Annotated in this window: 20 protein-coding genes; 10 read left to right on the top strand and 10 right to left on the bottom strand. The window is 71.9% G+C overall.

The window, feature by feature from the left end; translation table 11 throughout:
* Positions 1-33 precede the first annotated feature (33 nt).
* The gene (locus NQO67_RS26305; RefSeq protein WP_374119113.1) at positions 34-2,976 is read right to left on the bottom strand and encodes a penicillin acylase family protein; all 2,943 of its coding nucleotides are present in this window, start codon (positions 2,974-2,976) and stop codon (positions 34-36) included.
* A 287-nt stretch (positions 2,977-3,263) separates the two neighbouring features.
* Between NQO67_RS26305 and NQO67_RS26300 the strand changes: the two genes are divergently transcribed.
* Together NQO67_RS26300 and NQO67_RS26295 are read left to right on the top strand one after the other, a co-directional pair.
* Positions 3,264-3,866, top strand: coding sequence for a hypothetical protein (locus NQO67_RS26300; protein ID WP_255952751.1), 603 nt, complete (start codon positions 3,264-3,266; stop codon positions 3,864-3,866).
* A gap of 515 nt (positions 3,867-4,381) precedes the next feature.
* The gene (locus NQO67_RS26295) at positions 4,382-4,852 is read left to right on the top strand and encodes a MaoC family dehydratase (protein WP_255952750.1); all 471 of its coding nucleotides are present in this window, start codon (positions 4,382-4,384) and stop codon (positions 4,850-4,852) included.
* Between the two features lie 63 nt (positions 4,853-4,915).
* On the opposite strand, the gene NQO67_RS26290 is transcribed toward NQO67_RS26295, so the two are convergent.
* Positions 4,916-5,557: a TetR/AcrR family transcriptional regulator gene (locus tag NQO67_RS26290; RefSeq protein WP_255952749.1), complete on the bottom strand. Its 642-nt coding sequence runs from the start codon at positions 5,555-5,557 to the stop codon at positions 4,916-4,918.
* 141 nt (positions 5,558-5,698) lie between these two features.
* A complete protein-coding gene (locus tag NQO67_RS26285; protein WP_255952748.1) occupies positions 5,699-5,986 on the bottom strand; it encodes a YiaA/YiaB family inner membrane protein in 288 nt (95 codons plus the stop codon).
* 149 nt (positions 5,987-6,135) lie between these two features.
* On the opposite strand from NQO67_RS26285, the gene NQO67_RS26280 reads away from it, so the two are divergent.
* Positions 6,136-6,792: a TetR/AcrR family transcriptional regulator gene (locus tag NQO67_RS26280; RefSeq protein ID WP_255952747.1), complete on the top strand. Its 657-nt coding sequence runs from the start codon at positions 6,136-6,138 to the stop codon at positions 6,790-6,792.
* A 36-nt stretch (positions 6,793-6,828) separates the two neighbouring features.
* On the opposite strand, the gene NQO67_RS26275 is transcribed toward NQO67_RS26280, so the two are convergent.
* The 4 genes from NQO67_RS26275 to NQO67_RS26260 form a co-directional block, all read right to left on the bottom strand.
* Positions 6,829-7,908 (bottom strand): Zn-dependent alcohol dehydrogenase, encoded by a 1,080-nt coding sequence (locus tag NQO67_RS26275; protein ID WP_255952746.1) that lies wholly within the window; start codon positions 7,906-7,908, stop codon positions 6,829-6,831.
* A 192-nt stretch (positions 7,909-8,100) separates the two neighbouring features.
* Positions 8,101-9,471, bottom strand: coding sequence for an aldehyde dehydrogenase family protein (locus NQO67_RS26270; protein ID WP_255952931.1), 1,371 nt, complete (start codon positions 9,469-9,471; stop codon positions 8,101-8,103).
* A gap of 146 nt (positions 9,472-9,617) precedes the next feature.
* Positions 9,618-10,358, bottom strand: coding sequence for a TetR/AcrR family transcriptional regulator (locus NQO67_RS26265; protein WP_255952745.1), 741 nt, complete (start codon positions 10,356-10,358; stop codon positions 9,618-9,620).
* Positions 10,358-11,038 carry a nuclear transport factor 2 family protein gene (locus tag NQO67_RS26260; RefSeq protein ID WP_255952744.1) on the bottom strand — a complete coding sequence of 227 codons (681 nt, stop codon included), beginning with the start codon at positions 11,036-11,038 and terminating at the stop codon, positions 10,358-10,360. The genes NQO67_RS26265 and NQO67_RS26260 overlap by 1 nt, the downstream gene beginning before the upstream one ends.
* 293 nt (positions 11,039-11,331) lie before the next feature.
* On the opposite strand from NQO67_RS26260, the gene hmgA reads away from it, so the two are divergent.
* The 3 genes from hmgA to NQO67_RS26245 all read left to right on the top strand — a co-directional run bounded on the left by hmgA (position 11,332) and on the right by NQO67_RS26245 (position 14,800).
* Entirely contained in the window at positions 11,332-12,678 is a 1,347-nt protein-coding gene (hmgA, locus tag NQO67_RS26255) for a homogentisate 1,2-dioxygenase (protein ID WP_255952743.1), read from the top strand.
* 80 nt (positions 12,679-12,758) lie between these two features.
* Entirely contained in the window at positions 12,759-13,508 is a 750-nt protein-coding gene (locus NQO67_RS26250; protein ID WP_255952742.1) for a GntR family transcriptional regulator, read from the top strand.
* A gap of 92 nt (positions 13,509-13,600) precedes the next feature.
* On the top strand, positions 13,601-14,800 hold the full coding sequence (locus tag NQO67_RS26245) for a type ISP restriction/modification enzyme (RefSeq protein ID WP_255952741.1): 1,200 nt from the start codon (positions 13,601-13,603) through the stop codon (positions 14,798-14,800).
* A 328-nt stretch (positions 14,801-15,128) separates the two neighbouring features.
* Here the strand turns inward: NQO67_RS26245 and NQO67_RS26240 are convergent, their stop codons facing one another.
* Entirely contained in the window at positions 15,129-15,386 is a 258-nt protein-coding gene (locus NQO67_RS26240) for a hypothetical protein (RefSeq protein ID WP_255952740.1), read from the bottom strand.
* Positions 15,387-16,006: 620 nt separating this feature from the next.
* Here NQO67_RS26240 and NQO67_RS26235 point away from each other — a divergent pair.
* Positions 16,007-17,101 (top strand): DUF5925 domain-containing protein, encoded by a 1,095-nt coding sequence (locus tag NQO67_RS26235; RefSeq protein ID WP_255952739.1) that lies wholly within the window; start codon positions 16,007-16,009, stop codon positions 17,099-17,101.
* A gap of 17 nt (positions 17,102-17,118) precedes the next feature.
* Here the strand turns inward: NQO67_RS26235 and NQO67_RS26230 are convergent, their stop codons facing one another.
* On the bottom strand, positions 17,119-17,496 hold the full coding sequence (locus NQO67_RS26230; RefSeq protein ID WP_255952738.1) for a GntR family transcriptional regulator: 378 nt from the start codon (positions 17,494-17,496) through the stop codon (positions 17,119-17,121).
* A gap of 71 nt (positions 17,497-17,567) precedes the next feature.
* Between NQO67_RS26230 and NQO67_RS26225 the strand changes: the two genes are divergently transcribed.
* From NQO67_RS26225 to NQO67_RS26215, 3 genes are all read left to right on the top strand, one after another.
* Positions 17,568-18,497, top strand: a complete 930-nt coding sequence (locus NQO67_RS26225) for a GNAT family N-acetyltransferase (RefSeq protein ID WP_255952737.1) — start codon at positions 17,568-17,570, stop codon at positions 18,495-18,497.
* A 145-nt stretch (positions 18,498-18,642) separates the two neighbouring features.
* Positions 18,643-19,638 carry a hypothetical protein gene (locus NQO67_RS26220; protein ID WP_255952736.1) on the top strand — a complete coding sequence of 332 codons (996 nt, stop codon included), beginning with the start codon at positions 18,643-18,645 and terminating at the stop codon, positions 19,636-19,638.
* 211 nt (positions 19,639-19,849) lie between these two features.
* Positions 19,850-20,011 (top strand): hypothetical protein, encoded by a 162-nt coding sequence (locus tag NQO67_RS26215; RefSeq protein ID WP_255952735.1) that lies wholly within the window; start codon positions 19,850-19,852, stop codon positions 20,009-20,011.
* A 97-nt stretch (positions 20,012-20,108) separates the two neighbouring features.
* On the opposite strand, the gene NQO67_RS26210 is transcribed toward NQO67_RS26215, so the two are convergent.
* Positions 20,109-20,981 (bottom strand): esterase/lipase family protein, encoded by an 873-nt coding sequence (locus NQO67_RS26210; RefSeq protein ID WP_255952734.1) that lies wholly within the window; start codon positions 20,979-20,981, stop codon positions 20,109-20,111.
* Positions 20,982-21,242 lie beyond the last annotated feature (261 nt).

Here is a 21,242-nt window from a genome sequence, read left to right as displayed (position 1 = left end):
CCGGGGCAGCACGGCCCCGGCCCGCCCGTGCTGCTACCGGTGGCTCGGGAACTCCACGACCTGCTGGTACGTGGGCCGGTTCTGCCACTGGATGGGGTCGTGCTTGATGCCGCCCAGCGGACGCTGGATGATCGCGTCGGCGCACCACTGGTCACCGGCGTCGCAGTTGTCGTCGCCGGGGTAAACGGTCGTCGCCGGCTCGGCGGCGGCCTTGGCGAGGGTGCTCAAAAGGACGCTGCGGCAGGCGTCGAGCGTGCCGTCGCCGCAGTAGGTGTGCCCGAGGGGTCCCTCGACGGGCTCACCCTGCACCGCACGGAGATCCTTGTCGACATATCCCCACCAGCCGTACTGGAACGAGGAGCCCGCGTGCCCGCCGGTGGCGCCGTGGCCCGCCGACGGGGCCTCGTCGACCGTGAGGTTGCGGGTCAGCGCGGTCCACAGGTCGTCCCCGAGCCCGGGCCGGAACTCGGCCTCCACCAGCTGGGGCCACCAGGCGTCCATGATCCGTACGGCGTCGGCGTGCGCGTAGGTGTGCGAGCCGGCCGAGGTCTCCTTGCGCTGGGCGCCCGCGGCCTGCCAGGACTCCAGCTGCTGGACGGCCTGCTCGCTCGCCGGGTCGTCGATGGGCTTGCCGCGCAGCACCTTGATCAGCTCGGGCAGCACCCGCTCGCCACGCAGATCGGTCTCCGCGGCGTCGGCCATCGCCCGGGTCAGCGAGGCCCGGGTGACCCCGCCCTGGGCGACCAGCTTCCTCACCCGTGCGTCGAGCAGGTCGGCGCGCTGCACGGCGCCCCAGCTGAAGGAGGCGGCGGAGTAGTCCTTCGCCTGCTTGTTGTTCCAGGAGACGTAGTAGTCCTGGTCGACCGAGTTCGGGTGCTGGTCGTCCGGGGTGTAGGCGGCGGTGTTGTCGGTGGGGTCGAAGTCCTGCCACTCGTAGGCCTGCTCCGCCCGCACCGGGAAGGTGGGGTCGACGCCGGTGGCCCGCACCGGGTTGGCGCCGCTGTTGAAGTAGGCGATGTCGCGCGAGTCCGCGTAGAACCAGTTGAAGGTGTAGTTGATGTGCGCCGCGGCCTGCTGGAAGGTCGTGGCGTTGGTGACGTACGACGGGTCGTTGAGCATCTGGAAGCCGAGGATCGAGTCGGCCTCGTGGCGGTAGGTGGAGCGCTCCAGGACGTAGGCCACCGGTTTGCCGTCGACGGTGGCGCGGTGCGTCACGATGCCGTAGTTCGTGCGGTAGACCTGCATCCGGTAGGAGCCGGCCGCGGTGGAGTCCGCGAGGGTGGGCTTCCAGGAGTTGGTCCTCTCGAGCTTCTCCATCGGCGTGCAGGCGCCGCGGTAGAGGTAGCTCGTGGACTGCTTGGTGGGCGCGGACCCGTCCGGCTCGCACAGCTCGACCGCGTAGGTGTCCACGATGTCCTGGGACGCACTGGTCGCCGACCACGCGTAGTCCTGGCCACGGCCGAGCTGGACGTACATGCTGACCCCGGCGAAGGACGCGCCGCGCGCGCTGATCCCCGGGCCCTGGAGCTCCTGCATCATCAGCAGCTGCGGGGCGAAGTAGCCGGTCTGCGGTCCGAAGACGGCGACCGGGTGCCCGCTGGCGGTGTGCTTGCCGGACACGAGCAGCGCGTTCGACATGCCCTTCACCGCGCTGCCGTCGCCCCCCGTGGTGAACAGGTCGGAGGGCAGCACACCGTCGTCGAACAGGCCCTGCACCGGCTTGAACTTCGCGGGTGCCGCGACCGGGTCCTTGGTGCTCCGGGCGCCCTGCTGTGCGGAGCCGGTGCGGTCGTAGACCAGTTGCTCGGGCTCCACCGAACCGGGATCGGGCAGCGCCGTGCCCCGTGCGTCGGCCGGCTTGCCGGCGTACGGGAAGGAACTGCCGTCGTGGATGGTCAGCACCGCTTCGGGGTCGTTGCGCTCCCGGAAGGACTCCCAGACGCGGGTGCCCTCCTCGACGCCGTACTTCTGCTGGGCGGCGAGCAGGGAGAGCGCCGCGTCGACCTCGCCGCCACCGCCGTTGCCGAAGAGCGCGCCGACCACGGAGGCGAGCGCGATCAGGTCGGTCACCTTGAAGGGTTCGATCTCGCCGATGTTGGTGATCGGATCGATCTTGCCGGTGAGGTCGTACTCGCCGGGGAAGGTGCGGTCGTTCTTGGCCTTGACGCGGTAGGCGTTCAGACCGTCGACGTAGGCCTGGACGTCCTCCAGGGCCTGCTCGCCACGGGTGCCGTTGTGGTTCTTGATGTAGTCGATCTGGGCTTGCAGGTCCTCTTCGGTGTACGGGGCCTGCGGCCAGAACTGCTGCTCGAGGCCCTGGTTGGCGGCCGCACCGCCCGCGAAGGACGTCAGCTCACCGCGCCCGACGTGCCGGAAGAGGTCGATCAGCCAGAGCCGGTCCTGCCCCGCCGCGTACCCCGCACCGAACTCGGTGCCGTACCGCGTGGTGCCCTGGACGTGCGGCACGCCGAACTGCTTGTCGCGGGTGATCGTGACGTCGTCGCGCGGCCGGGTGACCGAGGCGACCTGATCGGAGGGGACTCCGAAGGATGAATCATTGTAAAAGTGCGTGAGTGTGTCATTCGTGAGCGAGGGGTAACCGGAGGACAGGGCGTCGTAGCGGCCGAGCTGATCGTCGGCGTGGGCCGGCTGGGTCCCCAGCGCCTGGTTGGCCAGGATCTCGGCGAACGTGGCGCTGCCGTTGTTGCCCGGCGGCAGGATGTCCGCGCACTGACCTGCGCAGTAGTCACCCTCCGCCGCCGTGCCGGCCTGGGCGGCGGACCCGGCCGGATTGGCCGCGGCTGCCTGGCCCAGCGGTGCCACAAGGCCCACAGTGAGCACAAGGACGGCAGCGGTGACCAGCCCGTGCGATCGGCGCCCGCGGGTCCGATGCCCGTGGGGTCGGTCCGGTCGCCGTCGACGCGTCCCTGCAAAGAGAGCGCCGATGACGACACGTGCGGTGCGGCGACGACGCATTGCGGCTCCTCCTGGGGGTGCCACCCACGCCCTCAAGGCGGTGGGGAGATGGTGAGCCGGAGGTTACCGGTGGTAGGTGAGGCGGTGAAGATGAACATACGTCACGTTTTTGTCGAGGCCGCGACAACGCAGGTGACAGACCGCACGTGTGCCTTGCGAACCTGCGGGAAACCGGAGGGAGCCGATACGCGTCGCGATACGTCTATTCGTCGACGTTCGACGACGACGTCGGCTGCGACGCCGTCTGTATGACGACGCAAGCACAGCTGTGACGGAGGTGCAGGGCGATGGCCGGTTTTCGGAGCCTCGCGAGACAGGTGCGCGATCCCCTGAGTGATATGGCGCTACGTAGGTATTCCCTACGGAAGTGCCTGGAAAGATTCGCCCCTTATGGCCACCGGGCGACCTGGGACCATCTCTGCTCCCGGGTCGGCATCGATCCGGAGGACCGGTCCCCCGACCCGGCCCGGTTGGTGGCCGCGCTCGACGAACTGGAAGAGGCGCGGGCGGTGTGGCTGGCCTATGAGGCACAGTTCGCCGAGCGCCGCAAGCGCGAGAAGCACGACGGGCTGCGCAGCCCGGGCAGCATCGATGACTGGCACCGGCTGACCTGGGGCGGCTGCGGAGTGGCCTGGTGCGACAATCCCGGCGTACACCCGCACGAGCCGCTGGCGGAGGTGCTCCGCCGCCTGATAGCCGGCCTGGAACGCGAACCGGGCGACTGCTGCCCGGTGTGCGACGGCACCCAGCTGGTCTGGAAGTTCGGACTGGCCCACGAGCCGTCCTCGGGACCGGTCTGCACCAGCTGCGGCATCGTGGTCCCCCGACCGGTCCTGACCCGATCGGCACTGGCCGAGGCACGGCGGGCCCGCCTGCTGGTGTCGGCCTGACCGGCACCACACCACCCACGACACACCCATCCGGCCGGTCACCCGACACCGGCCGGAGGTGAGAACCGGCACCTGGTCGGTCGCGAGACCGACACGGGGCCGGCCGAGGGACCGGCGCAGAAACGGGCACGAGCGGCCGGCACCGTGGCGTGCGGGAACGCGGCATCCGCAGGTACGGCGCCCGGCGTCGTCCTGTGCGACGTGCGGCCGTCCGCGTACGGCGCACGGAGTTCGGCTCCGAACGCCGCGGCGGGCGTGGCGGCAGGCGACGGCAGCCTGCGAGTTCCGCCCGGCACGCACCGGGCGGCGGTGCCGCTCCTGCCCGCGACGGCGGCTCGCGCCGGCCGTCTCCCGACGACGCGCCGTCGGAGGCTGCCCTGCCGGCGGTCCGCGCCGCCGTGGCCGCCCGCGACCCGCGTTGACATAGTCCGCGCGTCCCAGCATGCTGAGCAAGCGCTTAGGCAGCTTTACCGCCCGAGCGCTGATCGGACGTACGTCGCCGGGAGGCCGGGAACATGGCAGAGCCGAGGATCTTCACTTCGCCCGACGAGCTGCGCGCCGCCATCGGCGAGCAGCTGGGATACAGCGACTGGCTGGAGATCGACCAGAAGCGGATCGACCTCTTCGCCGAGGCGACCGGGGACCACCAGTGGATCCACGTCGACCCGGAGAAGGCCGCCGCCGGCCCGTTCGGCACCACCATCGCGCACGGCTATCTGACGCTGTCCCTGCTGCCGATCCTGTCGCCGCAGCTCATGCTGATGGACAACATCACGATGGGCATCAACTACGGCACCAACAAGGTGCGCTTCCCCGCCCCGCTGCCGGTGGGCTCACGGGTGCGCGCCACCGGCGTCGTCACGGAGGTCAAGGACGTCGGCGGGCCCGGCGACGGCATTCAGGTGACCCTGGTGGTGTCGGTGCTGCGCGAGGGGCAGGAGAAGCCGGTCTGCGTGGCGGAGTCGGTCACGCGCTACCACTTCTGACGACCGCGGGCCGGCCGCCCGGAACCGGGCGGCGCCAGGCCCGAAGGGCACGGCGGGCCCGCCTCAGGCGACGGCGTCCGCCCCGTCGTGTCCCACCATCCGCAGCACGAGGTCGGCGTAGAGCGCGCCGACCTCGTCGGGTGTGCGCCGGCCCGACTCCTTGAACCACCGTGCGACGTCGACGCTCAGGGAGAGCACGGCGAGGGTGGTGCCGGGGACGTCCGGAACGTCGAACTCCCCGCTGCGCACCCCGTCCTCGATGATCCCCCGGATGACCGCGTCGGTCCGGCGCCGCAACGCCACGATCTCCTCGTACGCCGCACCGCCGAGCGCGTCGAGTTCGTACTGCACGACACGGGCCGTGGTGTGCTGCGCGGCGTGCCAGCGGACGAACGAGCGCACCGCGACGGCGAGCCGCTCGGCCGCGCCGCCCTCCCCGTCGGCGGCGGCCTGGAGGATCTCCAGCGCCCGTTCGTGGCCGATCCGGCTGATGCGGTGCAGCAGCTCTTCCTTGGTCTTGTAGTGGATGTAGAGCGCCGCCGGGCTCATGCCGGCACGGCCGGCGATGTCTCGGGTGGTCGTGGCGTGGTAGCCACGCTCGGCGAACGCCTCGACGGCGGCGATCAGCAGCCGTCGTGCGGCATCGGGGCTGACCTCGCCCCACGGCCTGCTTTCCTCGTCGGCCGTCTGCTCCACCGCACTCATCCCAGCCCCTTCCCTGACAGGCTCCGGCAAGACGCACACGATACCCGAACACTGAGCGAGCGCTTAGGGTCGTTCCTTCGGATCGTGCTGCGCGTACGGGCCCGGGCGGCGCCGAAGGCGTCGCGACGGCGTCAGGTCGGGTCAGAGCTTCTCGAACGGGTCGTGCTCGGCGAGCAGCTTCTCCAGCCGGGCCTGGTCGACCCGGCTGACCAGCTGCCCGGCCTCCTGCCGGTCCCGGATGACCTTGGCCAGGGTGAAGGCGGACGTGACGAGGTAGAGCATGGCGATACTGAGGAAGGCACGCACCCATGCGTCGGTTCTGAGGTTGTAGATGCCGATCGAGGTGGCCGCCAGGGCGACGGCGAAAGATGCGACGGACTGCCCGTAGAAGGCCACGGTGTTCTGCTGCTTGACCGGTGTGTCACTCATACCGCAAGGGTCGACCGCCCCCCGCACGCACACCATCCGTACGGATACTCAGGGCGTACTCATCTGGGACCGGCGGTGCTCGACGGCCCGAGGACCGCGGCCGTGATCAGCCGTGCTGCCGGGGCGGCGCCCGACCTACCATGTCCCGCATGGCCCGCCCCCGCAAGCCCCTGCTGAGCACCGGACGCATCGTCGCCACGGCCCGTGCCCTGGTGGACACCGAGGGTCTCGCGGCGGTCTCCACGCGCCGCCTGGCCGCCGAGCTCGGGGTCAGCGGACCCTCGCTGTACAACCACTTCCGCACCAAGGACGAGATCCTGGAGGCGGTCGCCGACTCGGTGAGCGCCCAGGTCGACCTGTCGATGTTCGAGGACGGCCGGCCCTGGCGCGACGCGCTGCACGACTGGGCCGTCTCCTACCGCGCCGTGCTGTCCAGGCACCCGCACATCGTGCCGCTGCTGGCCGCCGGGCCCGGCCGCCGCCCGGCCGCGCTCCGGCTCGCCGACGCGGTCTTCGGCGCCATGGTGGACGCCGGCTGGCCGCCCGCGCAGGCCACGTCGATCGGCGCGCTGATGCGGTACTACGTGATGGGCGCCGCCATCGGCTCGTTCGCCGGTGGCTTCGTCGACGACGCGGCGGCCTACGATCCCGCCGACTACCCGCACCTCGGCCAGGCCCACCTGCTGGCCGAACGGCAGCAGAAGATCGACCAGCGCGCCTTCGAGACGGGGCTGAGCGCCCTGCTCGACGGCCTCGAGGTGCAGTACCGGGAGCTGGCGGCGGAGCAGAGGGCGGGCCACGGCTGAGGCCGGAACGGGTATCCGGCCCCGCGTCCGCCGCCCTCAGAACACCACCAGCGCGCGCCCGCCCTTGCCCGCCAGCATGTTGTCGAACGCGGCGGGGATGTCCTCCAGGCCGATGCGGTCCGTCACCAGCGTCGCCGGGTCCAGCCGGCCGGCGCTTATGTGGCTGGCGAGCACGGGCACGTCACGGGACGGGTCCGCGTTGCCGTAGACGCAGCCGGTCAGGGTGCGGCCCCAGTGGAAGATCTCCAGGGCGTTGAAGGTGACCTGCTCGTCCTTGCCTCCGATGCCCACCACCGTGGTCCGCCCGCCGCGCCGGGTGGACTCCCAGGCGGCCCGGATGGTGGCGGCGCGGCCCACGCACTCCACGGCGACGTCGACACCGTGCCCGTCGGTCAGCCGGCGGACGTCCTTGGCGGTCTGGTCGGAGGCCGGCACGAAGTCGGTCGCACCGGCCGCGCGGGCCAGCTCCTCCTTGGCCGGCGAGGCGTCCACCGCGATGATCCGCTCGGCACCCGCGATCCGGGCCGCCTGGAGGGTGGCGAGCCCCACCCCTCCGGCGCCGAAGACCGCCACGGACTCGCCGACCCGCACCTGCGCCGCGTAGTGCACGGCACCGTAGCCGGTGAGCACGGCACAGCCGAGCAGGGCCGCGTCGGTGAGCGGTACGCCATGCGGTGCGGGCAGCACGCAGCCGGCGGTGACCACGGTCTCCTCGGCGAAAGCGGCCACGTTCAGGCCCGGGTGCAGCTCGCCGCCATCGGCCCGGTGGGCGTACACCCGCTGGGCGCCGGCGAGGGCGTTGGCGCAGAGCCAGACCTCACCGAGCTGGCAGGCGTGGCAGGTCCCGCAGGACGGCGCCCAGTTGAGGACGACGCCGTCGCCCGGCCGGACGTGGTCGACGCCCTCGCCGACCGAGACGACGGTGCCGGCACCCTCGTGGCCGAGCACGGCGGGCACCGGCACCCGCAGGGTGCCGTTGGACAGGGACAGGTCGGAGTGGCACACCCCGGCAGCGGCGAGGCGGACGCGCACCTCGCCGGGCCCGGGCTCGGGCAGGTCGATCTCGGCGATCTCCAGCGGAGAGCCGACGGCTGGCAGAACGGCGGCGCGGACCACGATCTCGTACTCCTGGAGGGACGACGGCGAAGCCGGAGGGCCGGAAGGGTCGATGGGCCGGGGACGGGCGCGGGTCGGGGCGCCGGGTCGGGCCGGGAGCGGCGGGGCTTGTGGGGTCGGGGACTGGCGGGCTCGGGGGGCTGGCGGGTCCGGCGTGGGGCGCCGGCTCCGCGCCCGGGGTGTGGCGCTGGCTCAGAGTTGCAGGGACTTGGTCTGAAGGTATTCGCTCAGACCGTGCGGGCCCAGCTCTCGGCCCACGCCGGACTGCTTATACCCGCCGAAGGGGGCGAGCGGGTTGAAACGGCCGCCGTTGATGTCGACCTGGCCGGTCTCCATCCCGCGGGCGAACGCCACCGCCGCCGCCTCGTCGGCCGCCCAGACCGCGCCCGAGAGGCCGTAGGCGGTGGAGTTGGCGATGCGCAGGGCGTCGGCCTCGTCGGTGTACCGCATCAGGACGAGGACCGGCCCGAAGATCTCCTCCTGGGCGATGGTCATCTCCTCGGTGACGTCGGCGAAGACGGTGGGACGCACGTAGTAGCCGGGGGTGCGGGACGCTTCGGTGCCGCCCGTGACGAGCCGGGCGCCCTCGGCAATGCCTTTGTCGATATAGCTCCACACCCTCGCGCGCTGTTCGGCGCTGACGACGGGCCCGATGCGGTCCGCGTACTTGTCGGCGGCGGCTCGGGCGAGTTCGACCGCCTCGTCGTACTGCGCGGTGTGCACCAGCATGCGGGTCCAGGCGTTGCAGGTCTGGCCGGAGTTGGACATCACGTTCGCCACGCCCACGTTGACCGCACGGGCCAGGTCGGCGCCGGGCAGGATGACGTTGGCGGACTTGCCGCCCAGCTCCAGCGCCACCCGCTTGACGGCGGCCCCGGCCGCGGCGCCGATGGCGCGGCCGACCGCGGTGGAGCCGGTGAAGGAGACCATGTCGACGCCCGGGTGCTCGACGAGCGCCTGCCCTGCGACCGTACCGAGGCCGGTGACCAGGTTGAACACTCCCGCGGGCAGCCCTGCTTCGTGCACCGCTGCGGCGAACAGCCGCGCGACCAGCGGGGTGTTCTCGGCCGGTTTGAGTACGACGGTGCAGCCCGCGGCGAGCGCGGGTGCGACCTTGGCGACGATCTGGTGCAGCGGGTAGTTCCAGGGCGTGATCGCCCCGACGACGCCGACCGGCTCGTGGTGGACCCTCGAGTTGCCGAGCTGCTCCTCGAAGGCGTGGGTGGCCGCCAGCTCCGCATAGCTGCCGGCGACGGTGATCGGCAGGGCCGCGTGCACCTTCTGCGCGAAGGCCGGTGGTGCGCCGAGTTCGGCGGTGACGGTCGCAGCGATCTCGCCCTTGCGTGCGACGAGCACGTCGCGCAGGGCGGCGAGCCGGGCGCCGCGCTCGGCCGGTGCGGTGGCGGCCCAGCCGGGCAGCGCGGCGCGCGCGGCACGCACCGCGGCGTCGATGTCGTCGGCGGTGCCCGCGGGGACCCGGCCGATCTCCTGCTCGGTGCCCGGATCCAGGACCGCGATCGTCTCCGCGCCGGCAGCGGGGCGCCAGGCGCCGTCGATGTACATGCCGTCGCGTGGGGCGCCCTCGGCGTGCGGGGCCCCGTCGCCGGCGGTCTGCGCGGATCCGACGTCATGGGCTGTCATGCGGTGTTTCCCTCCGTGGCGGCTCGGCGTCGTCCGGCCAAACGGCGTGGCCGTACCGGCCCCCGAGCTTACCCACCAGTAAGGTCTGGGGGCAGCCCCCCGGACCCGCTCTGCGCCGTCGCATGCGCCAGCACCTCACCGGCGTAGGCCCGCAGCAGCCTGCGTGCTTCCTCGATGATCTGCGGGTCTCCGGCGGGGTCCATCCGGAAGGCGAGGCGGATCAGCGCGTCGGCGGACTCCACCGCGACCAGGACGGTACGGCGCAGTGCGGCGTCCGGTGCACGGCCGAGGTGCCCGCCGAGCAGTTCGGCGAGCCGGCCGGCCACCCGCAGGTTGGGGCCGGCATCGGCGCCGACCGGGATCTGGTTGCCGAAGTCGACCAGGGCGAAGCCGGGCGCGGTGCGCTTCATGGCCAGGTACTCGTCCAGCGCCGCATCGAGCGCACGCTGCCAGTCCTCCGGTGCGACACGGGCGAGGCGGTGGGTGACACGGTCGGCGTAGCGGTCCAGGTTGCGGGCGGCGAGCGCGTCGACCAGCTGGCGTTTGTTGCCGACGAAGCGGTAGACGGAGCCGATGGCGACCCCGGCGCGCGCGGCGACGGCGCGGGTGGTCAGCCTCTCGTAGCCCACCTCGTCGAGGAGCGCGGCGCAGACGTCGAGGATGCGGCCGAGCCGCTCGGCGCTGCGGCGCTGCCGGGGCGCACGACGCAGCGTGTCGTGCTCCTCGGACGCCGGAAGCACCCCTTGGCGGAGGGGCCCGGAGTACCCGAACGCTCCGGGCCGCCCGGAGTGCCCCGGCCGCTCGGTCATCAAGACGCGCTTCCGACCGCCGGCCCGGAGGGCTCGCCGGCCGGGTGGTCGTGGCTCGGGGCCGAGGGCGGGGCGGATGCCTGGTCGGACGGCTTGCGCGCAGGCTGGCCGGACGGATTGCCGGACGGACGACCGGGGCCCTCGACGCCGGGCTCCGATGCGGTGAGGTCCGCGGTGCTTTCGATCGGCTCGCCGTGCAGCGCCCAGACGGTGCCGTCGTCGGCGTAGAGGCGGGCGGTGAGTTGGTGCGTGCCGCGGCTGAGCAGCTGCTCGGGCAGGTGGTAGTGGGAGTCGTGCAGGACGGCCAGGGGTCGCCCGTCCAGCGAGAGTTCGGCCCTGCCGCGCCCGACGACCGCGGTACGGGCGCCGTCCCGGGCGGGTGTCAGGCGGAAGTGGTGCAAGGTCAGGTGCAGGTCCCAGCCGCTCCGGGCCGCCGGGCTCACCACCAGGTCGGCCTCGGGCGCGCGCTGCTCGGGCACTTCGCGGTACTGGTGCCCTTCGGCGTCACGGGCGTCGATGAGACGACCCGCCGCGGCGGAGCCCGAGGCGCCGCCGGAGCCCGGCGTACCGCTGGCACCGGCGGCACCCGAGCAGCCCAGGGTGCCCGCCAGCGCACCGATCAGGAGAACGCGTACGACGGGCGCGATCCGGTGCCCATGCGACGACCTGTCCGACCACATGTTCGCCGAGCGTAGCCCTTGAAGCCCCGTCTTGCGCGGGAGATTCTACAATCCTATGGTGGAGCATAGGATTGCCGAACATTCAGCATCCTCCGACCACACGCAAGACTCCGCCGGACGCACGGCCGACCCACAAGCCCGGTGCCCACCCGGCGAGTGAGCCGAAGGGCGCGCCGGTGTCGAGATCCCCAGCGCGCGCAGGCCCGACGAGGGAGGGCTGAGCACGGTGGGGGTCTCGACACCGGCTGAAGCGCCCGGAGGCGAACCGAGCCACAAAAAAAAGGGGCCCTTTCATGCACGGGGACGACGCACGTAAGCGGGCCGAAGGCCTGACCTATCTGGCCGGGTTCGGCAATGAGCACAGCTCCGAAGCGGTCCCGGGTGCCCTGCCGCTCGGCCGCAACTCACCCCAGCGAGCCCCGCTGGGCCTGTACGCGGAGCAGCTGAGTGGTACCGCGTTCACCGAGCCGCGGGCTCGCAACCGCCGTTCGTGGCTCTACCGGATCCGCCCGTCGGCCGCCCATCCGGCCTTCACCCGCATCGACAGCGGCACGATCCGCACGGCACCGTTCACCGAGACGGCGCCGGATCCGAACCGGCTGCGCTGGGACCCGCTGCCCGAGCCCGCGCCCGGCACGGACTTCGTCGCCGGCCTGTGGACCCTCGGCGGCAACGGCGACGTCACGCAGCGCACCGGCATGGCCGTGCACCTCTACCACGCCAACGCCTCCATGACGGACCGGGTGTTCGGCAACGCCGACGGGGAGCTGCTGATCGTGCCCGAGCGCGGCGCGCTGCTGCTGCACACCGAGTTCGGCCTGCTGTGCGCCCGCCCGGGCGAGGTGGCGCTGGTTCCGCGCGGGGTGCGGTTCCGGGTCGAGTTGCTCGCTCCGGACTCGGCCGCGGAGACCTCCGGTGCGGCGCGCGGCTATGTCTGCGAGAACTACGGCCGCCCCTTCGAGCTGCCCGAACTCGGCCCCATCGGCGCCAACGGCCTGGCGAACGCGCGTGACTTCAGGGCGCCGGTGGCCGCGTTCGAGGACGTCGAGCGACCGGTGCGGGTGATCAACAAGTTCTGCGGCACGCTGTGGCAGGCCGACTACGACCATTCGCCCCTGGATGTCGTCGCCTGGCACGGCAACCACCTGCCGTACGTGTACGACCTGCACACCTTCAACGTCATGGGCACGATCAGCTTCGACCACCCGGATCCGTCGATCTTCACGGTGCTCACCTCGCCCTCGGACACCCCGGGCCTGGCGGGCGTCGACTTCGTGGTGTTCGCGCCGCGCTGGCTGGTGGGCGAGGACACCTTCCGGCCGCCGTACTTCCACCGGAACGTGATGACCGAGTACATGGGCCTGATCGAGGGGGCCTACGACGCGAAGACGGGTGGCGGCTTCGTCCCGGGCGGCGGCTCGCTGCACAACATGATGTCGGCGCACGGCCCCGACCAGGAGTCCTTCCGGCGGGCCAGCTCCGCCGAGCTGCGGCCGCAGAAGATCGAGCAGGATCTGGCCTTCATGTTCGAGACCCGTTGGCCCATGACCCTCACCGCCCAGGCGGCCGGTGCGGACCACCTTCAGCGCGGCTATGACGACGTGTGGCAGGGTCTTGAGCGCCTCTTCGGCACCGGATGAGATGACCCGAACACCCGGTCGGCCGCGTGTGCCGGTGGGTGCCGGGCGGCCGGCCGCCACAGGAACGAATCGGAGCTGCCGTGACCGTCTTCGCCCCGGACTCGGTCGTCCTGAACCGCAAGCTGCCGCTGTGGTACCAGGTCTCGCAGTCGCTGCGGGCCTCGATACTGGGCCGCGACCCCGATGCACCGCTCCGGCTGCCCACCGAGGAGCGGCTCGCGACCCACTACGGCGTCAGCGTGCTGACCATGCGCCAGGCCCTCAAGGAGCTGGAGGACGAGGGCCTGATCAGCCGGCACCGGCGGCGCGGCACCTTCATAGAGCCGGCCGCCCAGCCGGGTTCCCCGGTGCGGCTGCTGGGTTCGGTCGACGCGATCGTGGCGCAGCAGTCCGGCATGACGGCCCGGCTGCTGGCGCACGGCCCGGGGCCGGTGCCCGCCGTGTTCGCCGGGCACTTCCCGGGTCTGGCCGAGGTGGCGACGTACCACCGGCTGCGCAGCGACGAGTCGACCGGTGAGCCCACCAACCACGCCCGTAACTACGTCCGCCCCGACGTGGCCCGCCGTATCGACCCCGCGGACCTGGAGCGTCGTCCGATGACGAAGGTGCTGCGCGACGGGGTGGGGGTCGCCATCAGCCGGATCACCGACACCGTCCAGGCCCGGCTGGCCGATCCGGAGACCGCCGGCCTGCTGAACGTGCCGCTGCTCAGCCCGATCCTGCACTACACGGGCATCACCTATGACGAGCAGGGGGAGGTACTCGATGTGGCGGTGATCCACTATCGGGGTGACCGGTTCTCGTTCACGGTCACGTTGGACGCGGACTGAGGGCGGGGCCCGGGGTGTTCTCGTCCCTCGGGGTCGAATGCCGCGTAAGCCGAAAGGGTGAACGGAATGGTCTGTCAGGGGGCCCGCGTACCATGCCGGGCGTGATGCACGACGACGCACCGCTGCTCGCGGATCTCCTGCCGTGGTCCGTCGCACCACTGCGGTTGGGGCGCGCCTGGCCGCTGGCTGCGGACCCGGCGTGGCTGAAGGCCCGCTGGACGGCGTTCACCGGCGCACCTGAGGCGGATCGCGCGGCGCTGTTCGAACCGAGCCGGTCGCGTTCGGTGCATTCCGCGGTCGCCCAGTTGCCCGGGCAGTCGACCGGGACGGGGCGGTTGCTGCGGGAGACGGGCCCGTGCCCCGCGCCGGTCCGGGTGGTGCACGGTCCGTTCGACGAGCAGTGGCTGATCCCGGATCACCGGCTGATCGACGCGGCCCGGCCCGAGCTGTGGCGGGTGGCGGACGCCGGCCAGGTGTTCGCCGTCGAGCAGGGCCATGTGCCCGGCGGCGACGGGCCTGCCCTGCTGGCCACCGCACTGCTGCCGGACGGCCGCTCCCCCGCCGGACGGCCGGGCCGTATCCACCCGTTGTACCGCAGGCCGGGTGGCCGGGAGCCCAATGTGGCGCCGGGTCTGCTGGACCATCTTGCCGGCCGGCTGGGGCATCGTCCGGAACCCGAGTCGCTGCTGGCCTGGGCGTTGGCGGCGGCCGGCTGGCGGGACGGCCGGTGCGCCGTTCCGCTCACCGCCGACCCGGACACCTGGGCGCTCGGCACCGCACTCGGTCGACGGATGCTGCGGCTGCTGGTGCGGGGCGGCACCGAGCGGCCGAAGCTGCCGGGGGGCCGACGCCCGTATGTGCGCGCCGCCCTGCCGCCGTATCCCGCCCGGCTGGACTACGACCGCGACGAGGAGAGCCTGTATCTGGACGATGGGCGCATCGCGCCGGTGGCACCGGAGGCGTGGGACTTCCAGGTGAGCGGGGTGCGTGTGGTGGAGTTGTGGCTGACGCGCCGGATGCGGCGGCCCGAGCCGGGCACTCTGGAGGCGATCGGCCCGGCGGCCTGGCCGCAGGCGTGGACCTCGGAACTGCTGGAGCTGATCACCGTGCTGACGCTGCTCGCCGAGTTGGGGGACGAGCAGGCGGCGCTGGCGCACTCGTCGGCACCGACGGTCGGCGCGGGTGAGCTGCACGCTGCGGGAGTCCTACCGATCCCGGCCACCACCCGGCGGCCGGCTTCGGTGCTCGATCACCACGAGGAGGGGCCCGAGGGGCAGTTCGCGCTGCTCTAGGACGGCGCTGGGTGTCCGGTGCGGCAGGTAGCGGCGCCGGGTGCGACAGGTGTACGAGCGCGCGTGGTGCGCAGGCGCGGGGCGGGCGCGTGACGAGCGCCGGCGTGGTGGGGACGCGCGGGTGAGGGTGCGGGGCTCAGCGGCGGGGGCTGGTGCGCAAGAGATGCTGGTGCGCAAGGGACAGAGACCGTGGCGTGGCGGAGAAGAGGGTCGTTCGAAGCGCTCGCAGGGCAGACCGCAGGCCGGTGCGGCAGGGGCGGGCGCCCGGCCCGTGCGCACCGGGGAGGCGGACGGGTGCCGGTGGGCGGCACCGGGTCTTCCGGTGGTGTCAGCGGCCGCCGAAGAGCGTGCGGCGCAGTCGGCGCAGCGGCGCGAGCAGGGAGACCCGCTCGGTCCGGCCACGACTGTGCCGTGTGGCGTCGTGTGTGGTGATCTCGCGCATCAGCGACGTCGCTTCGGCCGTCTCGTGCTGTGCGGCGGCGGGGCCGCCCAGCACGGCGAGATGCCGATCAAGACGCGAGCTGGTTGCGCCGCTCCCGCAGTTCACCGCGGGTACGCGCGCCCTGCTGCGCACTATCCGTTCCATGTCACTCCCCACCGTCTCTTTCCCACCGTCACTCGCGCACCGTACCCTCATCCGCGCACCGTACCCTCGTCACGATCGCCCGCCGTACGGGGCACCCGGCCTGGGCAGGTTAAACCCTATCGCCCCACGGGGACACTCGTGTATCCCGGTCGCACGATTCACCTGGTTCGTAAGGGTGTTGACGACCACCGCGGCACCACGAGGCCACCTGCCGCCCGCCCGGAAACCGGCTGAGCCGGGGCCCGTGCAGGGGTGGGCAGACACCGTCCGACCGCCGGGCCGCGCACCACGGACACTCGTTCGGCTGGTTCCTTTGATTATGACAGTCGGATGGTGGGGCTCGTGTGGTAAGACGCCGACCGATGTGCGTTGCGGGCATCGGGTGCACGGATGGGCGGCGCGGCGCGCACCCGCTCGGGGACCACCGCTTCTTCGTCGAGCGCCCCGCCCGCGCTCCGGATCGCCGCTCGGCCTGCTTCCCTCGATCGCCGTGTCCTCCCGGGCAACGAGGGACATCACGGGACATCACATGCCGCCAAACGGTGACGGATGCGGCGGCTTCAGGCCTACGCCGGGAAAACCCGGATGCACGGGGTGCGGACGTGCCGGATCATGGCGGCATGCCCTCGAACCCGCACGAGTCGTTGCCGATCCGGTTCACCGTCGACGACAGCGACTCGCCTACGGACATCGTCGACGGACTGTTCCTGGGCCGCTTCACGGCGGGCGAGCAGCCCTACGCACACAGCATGAACATCGACCGGGTCCGCAAGGACGCCTCGTTGCTGCCGCCCGGCGCGACCGTGCTGCGCGCCGCACGCGACGACGACCGCAGTGCGACCCTCGCCGAGGGCGACGGCTGGACCGTGCTGGTCTCCCGCTGGAAGCGCGGTGCGGACGTCTCGGTGACCGCACGGGACCCGGAGCTCGCCGAGCAGATCCTCAAGGCTGCCACGGACGGCGCACGGGCCGATCCCGAGCCCCAGCCGGAGAACGTCACCATGGGCTTCTGGTACGCCTCCCAGCGCCGTGGCCCGTACCGCACCACCCGGCAGATCGCCGCCGCCACCTGGGCCGAGGTGCGGCAGAACTACACGGCACCGGTCGCCGAAGCGCTGGACGGCCTGATGAAGATCACGCCCGAGGACATCGCCGGCCGCCTCCTGCTGCTGCACGGCCCGCCCGGCACCGGCAAGACCTCGGCGCTGCGCACCCTGGCCCGCGCCTGGCGCGACTGGTGCCAGGTGGACTGCGTCCTGGACCCGGAGCGGCTGTTCCACGACGTCGGCTATCTGATGGACATCGCGATCGGTGAGGAGGAGGGCACGGCGAAGGGCCGCTGGCGACTGCTGCTCCTGGAGGACTGCGACGAGCTGATCGGCGGGGACGCCAAGCACCAGGCCGGCCAGGCGCTGTCCCGGCTGCTGAACCTGACGGACGGCCTGCTCGGCCAGGGCCGCAACGTCCTCGTCGGCGTCACCACCAACGAGGACCTGGAGCGACTGCACCCCGCGGTGGTGCGGCCGGGCCGGAGCCTGGCCCGGATCGAGGTCGGGCCGCTGTCCCGTTCGGAGGCGGTGGCCTGGCTGGGCACGCCGGAAGGCGTCGGCCGGGACGGCGCGACGCTCGCCGAGCTGTACGCGCTACGGCGGGGTGCGCTCCCGGCGTCGATACCGAGCGCCCGGGGCGGAGCGGACGCCGGCCTGTACCTGTAGGCGCGCGGCAGGGTGGTTCACGCCCTGCCGTACACCGCCCGCAATGCGTCGCTGACCAGCGACGACGCCGCCGATTCCGACAGGCCGAGACGGTGGGCGCGATCCGCGTAGGACTGCGCGGCAGCGGCGGCCTCGCGCTGGGCCGCATCTCCCGCAGCGGCGACGAAGGTGCCGCCACGGCCACGCGTTTCGATCACGCCGTCCGCCTCGAGGACCCGGTAGGCCTTGGCCACCGTGTTCGCGGCAAGTCCGAGCGATTCCGCCAGCGCACGCACCGTGGGCAGCTTGTACCCCACGGGCAGCGCCCCGGAGCGGGCCTGCTCGGAGATCTGGGCGCGTAGCTGCTCGTACGGGGCGATCCCGCCGTCCTGGTCGATGCCGATCTTCAGTGTCACGGGGGTGATTGTCCCGCACGCCGCGAAAAGGGGAGGCACCGCGGCCCGTGCCGCGCGTACCGTGCCACTCCATGACCGTCATCGTCCGCGCCGTCCGGCCCGAAGACGGCGCGGCTGCCGAGGGCTTCGCCCGCGTCCGGCGCGCCGTCCTCCCGCACATGATCAGCAACGCCGTCGCCCTCACCTACGACCTGGTGCACGCCGCGCCCGAGGCGCACTTCGTGCTGCTGGTCGCGGAGCAGGACGGCGAGATCATCGGCGCGGCCACCGCCGCCGTCGCCGACTTCAGCCCGACGCCCGGCGTCGGGATGGCCAACGTGTACGTGCACCCCGAGCGCCGTGGCCGGGGCGCGGGCTCGCTGATCGTCCGGGCGGCCGAGGAGCACCTGGCGGCACACGGGGTACGCAGCGTCTTCAGCTGGGTGCTGGACGAACCCGGCTACCGCGCGTTCGCCGCCAGACGGGGTTACCAGCCGCGGCGCGCCGGACACTTCCTCCGCCTGGACCTCACCGACGGCGCCCTGCCGCCCCGTCCGGCACCGGCAGCGGACGTCACGCTGGCGACCGGCGCCGACTTCGCCGACGACCCCCGGCCGCTGTTCGACCTGGACGCGGAGACCATCGCCGACGAGCCGAGCGATGTCGACGTGGAGTTCACGCGGTACGAGCAGTGGCTCTCCGACACCTGGCGGCACCCGCTGGCCAGTCCCGAACTGACCACCGTCGCCCTGGTGGACGGCCGCCCGGCCGCCTTCACCCTGGCCCGCACGGACGCCGGCACCCAGTACGCCACCGTCATGACGGGCACCTCCCGGGCCTTCCGGGGACGCGGTCTGGCCCGGCTGTGCAAGAGCGAGTCGCTGCACCGCGCCCGTTCGGCGGGCTACACGGTCGCGTTCACCAGCAACGACGCGGACAACGGTGCCATGCTCGCGATCAACGGGTGGTGCGGCTACGCGATAGCGGCCACCGAGGTGCGGTACGTCCGCGAGCTCGGCTGAGCCCGCGTCCTGCCGCGTCGCTCCACATCCGGGTGACGCTTTCGGATACCAAGACGTTGACCGCTGTTCGCGGGATGTTCGCCCGCGTAGCTTGACGCGGTCGCACGATGGGCCCACTGTCGACCCGACTTCGTGGAGGCCGCTGATGCGCGTGTTGTCACGTGTTCCGTTTCTGATCGTCACCGGGGTGCTCGCACTGGTGTTAGGCAGCCAGGCGGCACCGGCCGCCACTCCGGCACCGGCGACCGCGGACGCCGCTCCGGCGGGGATGTACCGCTTCGTGACCGCGGTGGGCGGACTGAGCACCGGCTCACGGACGAACTGGGTGCGGCTCGGCACCGTCTCCCTGACCGCCGACGGCTCCGCCAGCGAGTCGCACTTCCACTGGACCCAGCGCACCAGGGTGACCCGCAGCAGCACCGGTGTGGCCGCCTCCGACTGCGGGGCGCGCAACTGCACCGTGCTCACCGCGAACGGCTACCAGGCCACCAGCTCGCCCGAGCATCTCTCGGGCAGTTACACGGTCAGCGGTTCGGTGCTGCACATCGACTGGACGGGCAACGGCTGGGAGGAGTGGACCGTCAGCGAGCCGCTCCCCGGAAAGCTGGCCAAGCTCACCTTCCTCAGCAGCTCCTACGGCGGCAACTACGGCTACGGATACGGCAGCAACGCGCAGTGGAGCCAGCGCGCCACCATGGCCCAGATCGCGGCGGCCGACTGGAGCAACGGGCTGCACCACGACTACCACCTGTGGAAGACCGACGCCGACGCCAAGCCGTACCTGGACGAGGCCTCCGGCAACCCGTTCTGGAACCGTGACTGGAAGGCCTGCTCCAGCAGCCGGTGCGTCGGCGGTCTGACGGGCAGCGGCACGGACACCACGCAGTACTACATATCCACCGCGAACACCTCGTCGACCGACCGCCGGGACACCCTGTACCACTGGCGGACCTCGCTGGCCGACGCACGCGGTGAGTACTGCTACACGGGCAACTCCCACGTGAAGCCGATGATGGAGATCATCGACAACGACGGTGGGTTCCACGGCTGGGTCGGGGTGGAGGCGTCGCTGAACCAGACCGCACCGGCCCAGGGCACGTCGGCCGACGACATCGGGGTCTTCGAGATCAGCGAGTTCTAGACCGCTGTTTTGTGGGCAGGCTGCCGAGACACAGTGTTCCCGCCGAAGGGCACACGGTGATTCGGCCACGTCGTGGCGCCCCGAACCGCAAAACGGGACGCCACGACCCGCCGGACACCGCGTACCCACCGGCCGGTCGCCGATGAGAGACCCCGGCTCAGCGGGTCGTATCTCGGCACCCGTGCGGAACCCGGCACGCGAGGAGGACGTCATGCGCCGTACCACCGTGCACAAGACGCCCGTCGGGCAGCGTCGGCGCCGCGCGCACGGCGAGGCCCTCGAGGCCGACGAGCCCATGGAGCGCCCCGAGGTCCGCCGGGACATCCGCCGGATCTGGTGGCCCGACGCGGCGGACGACGTCAGCCGGCCCTAGGACCGACCCGTCGTCACACCGCCTTCCACCCCTGCACCGCGATGCGGCGCCGGCCAGCGCGCCGGCGCCGCATCGCGTGGTGTCCCGGCTGGGGGTCTCAGCCGATGGTGGATCCGCAGGTGGTCGGCGTGGCATGGGCGGGGTCGAGGGCGTTGGCGACCTCGTGGAAGGCGACGAGGTCCCCGGTGCCCACCAGGACATGCGCGGACAGATCGGCGGCGCACAGGTCCTGGAGCACGATGTTGTGCACGTCGGGCCCGACCAGGAACTGTGACTGGTACGGCGTGACGACCTCGTCGTAGCGGGTTGCGAGGACGGTGTAGTGGACGCCGGGCACGGTGTCCCCACCGGAGTTGAGCTTGGTCAGGAAGTCCGACCCGACGATCTGGTCGGCCACGCCCGGCGTCTGCATGGTCAGGAACTCCTCGGCGCCGGGGAAGTCCGGCAGCAGACCGGTGAGCCCGTCCAGGGTGGTGCCGTGGTTGCTGGGCGCGATCCCGACGAGGGTGTTCACCTTGGCGGCGCCACCGAGGAACTTGAGGTAGTAGCGGGGCATCATGCCGCCCTGCGAGTGGCCGACGACATCCGTCTCGGCAGCGCCGGTCGAGGCGAGCACCTTGTCGACGAACGTCGAGAGCTGCTCGGCCGACTCGGCGATCGGCCCGAGACCGTTGATACCCAGCACACCGGGCTTCTGCCCGTAGTCCAGCGAGAAGACGCAATAACCGCGCTGCATCAGGTACGGAGCGAGCACGAGCCAGTTGTCGACGGAGTTGCCGAAGGTGCCGTGCACCAGCACGACGGGGCGGGGGTGGGCGGCGGACGGCTTGCAGGAGTAGTCGTTCCAGCCGCTGCTCGTGGTCTGGGCGGCGGCAGCCGAACCGGTGGTGAGGGGGGTGAACGCGGCGAGGAGGGCCGCGGGCAGCAGCGCAGCGGCCAGCGACCGGCACACACGTTTCCAGGGCAACATCGTGCGAACTCCTTGCGACGGAAGAAACGCGAGGGGGCGATGAGAAAAGGGATGCCCTGTGATCCGGATCACGGACTGACGACGCGACCGCTAACTTACGCGCGAGTAGCAAAGGATTGAAGTTACGCGTCAGTAAAAACTGCAAACGGCGGACGCGAACAACCCGAAAGGGTTACGCCCGCAGAACGAGGACGCGCACCGGCGCCCAGAGGGCCCCGATGAGAGGCCGGGAGCACCAATGAGGGGCGCGGGGAACTGCGC

It is taken from the genome of Streptomyces odontomachi, from assembly GCF_024435355.1.
Taxonomy (GTDB): Bacteria; Actinomycetota; Actinomycetes; order Streptomycetales; family Streptomycetaceae; genus Streptomyces; species Streptomyces odontomachi.
The sequence above is the reverse complement of the archived record's forward strand: the minus strand, read 5'-3'. Positions and strand labels throughout refer to the sequence as shown.

Coding starts and splice junctions, on each gene's coding strand:
- NQO67_RS26225 (WP_255952737.1), top strand. CDS start 17,568: ATGACCGTCATCGTCCGCGCCGTCCGGCCCGAAGACGGCGCGGCTGCC.
- NQO67_RS26245 (WP_255952741.1), top strand. CDS start 13,601: ATGCCGGGCGTGATGCACGACGACGCACCGCTGCTCGCGGATCTCCTG.
- NQO67_RS26235 (WP_255952739.1), top strand. CDS start 16,007: ATGCCCTCGAACCCGCACGAGTCGTTGCCGATCCGGTTCACCGTCGAC.
- NQO67_RS26290 (WP_255952749.1), bottom strand. CDS start 5,557: ATGAGTGCGGTGGAGCAGACGGCCGACGAGGAAAGCAGGCCGTGGGGC.
- NQO67_RS26265 (WP_255952745.1), bottom strand. CDS start 10,358: ATGACCGAGCGGCCGGGGCACTCCGGGCGGCCCGGAGCGTTCGGGTAC.
- NQO67_RS26270 (WP_255952931.1), bottom strand. CDS start 9,471: ATGTACATCGACGGCGCCTGGCGCCCCGCTGCCGGCGCGGAGACGATC.
- NQO67_RS26305 (WP_374119113.1), bottom strand. CDS start 2,976: ATGCGTCGTCGCCGCACCGCACGTGTCGTCATCGGCGCTCTCTTTGCA.
- NQO67_RS26295 (WP_255952750.1), top strand. CDS start 4,382: ATGGCAGAGCCGAGGATCTTCACTTCGCCCGACGAGCTGCGCGCCGCC.
- NQO67_RS26260 (WP_255952744.1), bottom strand. CDS start 11,038: ATGTGGTCGGACAGGTCGTCGCATGGGCACCGGATCGCGCCCGTCGTA.
- NQO67_RS26300 (WP_255952751.1), top strand. CDS start 3,264: ATGGCCGGTTTTCGGAGCCTCGCGAGACAGGTGCGCGATCCCCTGAGT.
- hmgA (WP_255952743.1), top strand. CDS start 11,332: ATGCACGGGGACGACGCACGTAAGCGGGCCGAAGGCCTGACCTATCTG.
- NQO67_RS26280 (WP_255952747.1), top strand. CDS start 6,136: ATGGCCCGCCCCCGCAAGCCCCTGCTGAGCACCGGACGCATCGTCGCC.
- NQO67_RS26285 (WP_255952748.1), bottom strand. CDS start 5,986: ATGAGTGACACACCGGTCAAGCAGCAGAACACCGTGGCCTTCTACGGG.
- NQO67_RS26210 (WP_255952734.1), bottom strand. CDS start 20,981: ATGTTGCCCTGGAAACGTGTGTGCCGGTCGCTGGCCGCTGCGCTGCTG.
- NQO67_RS26240 (WP_255952740.1), bottom strand. CDS start 15,386: ATGGAACGGATAGTGCGCAGCAGGGCGCGCGTACCCGCGGTGAACTGC.
- NQO67_RS26215 (WP_255952735.1), top strand. CDS start 19,850: ATGCGCCGTACCACCGTGCACAAGACGCCCGTCGGGCAGCGTCGGCGC.
- NQO67_RS26220 (WP_255952736.1), top strand. CDS start 18,643: ATGCGCGTGTTGTCACGTGTTCCGTTTCTGATCGTCACCGGGGTGCTC.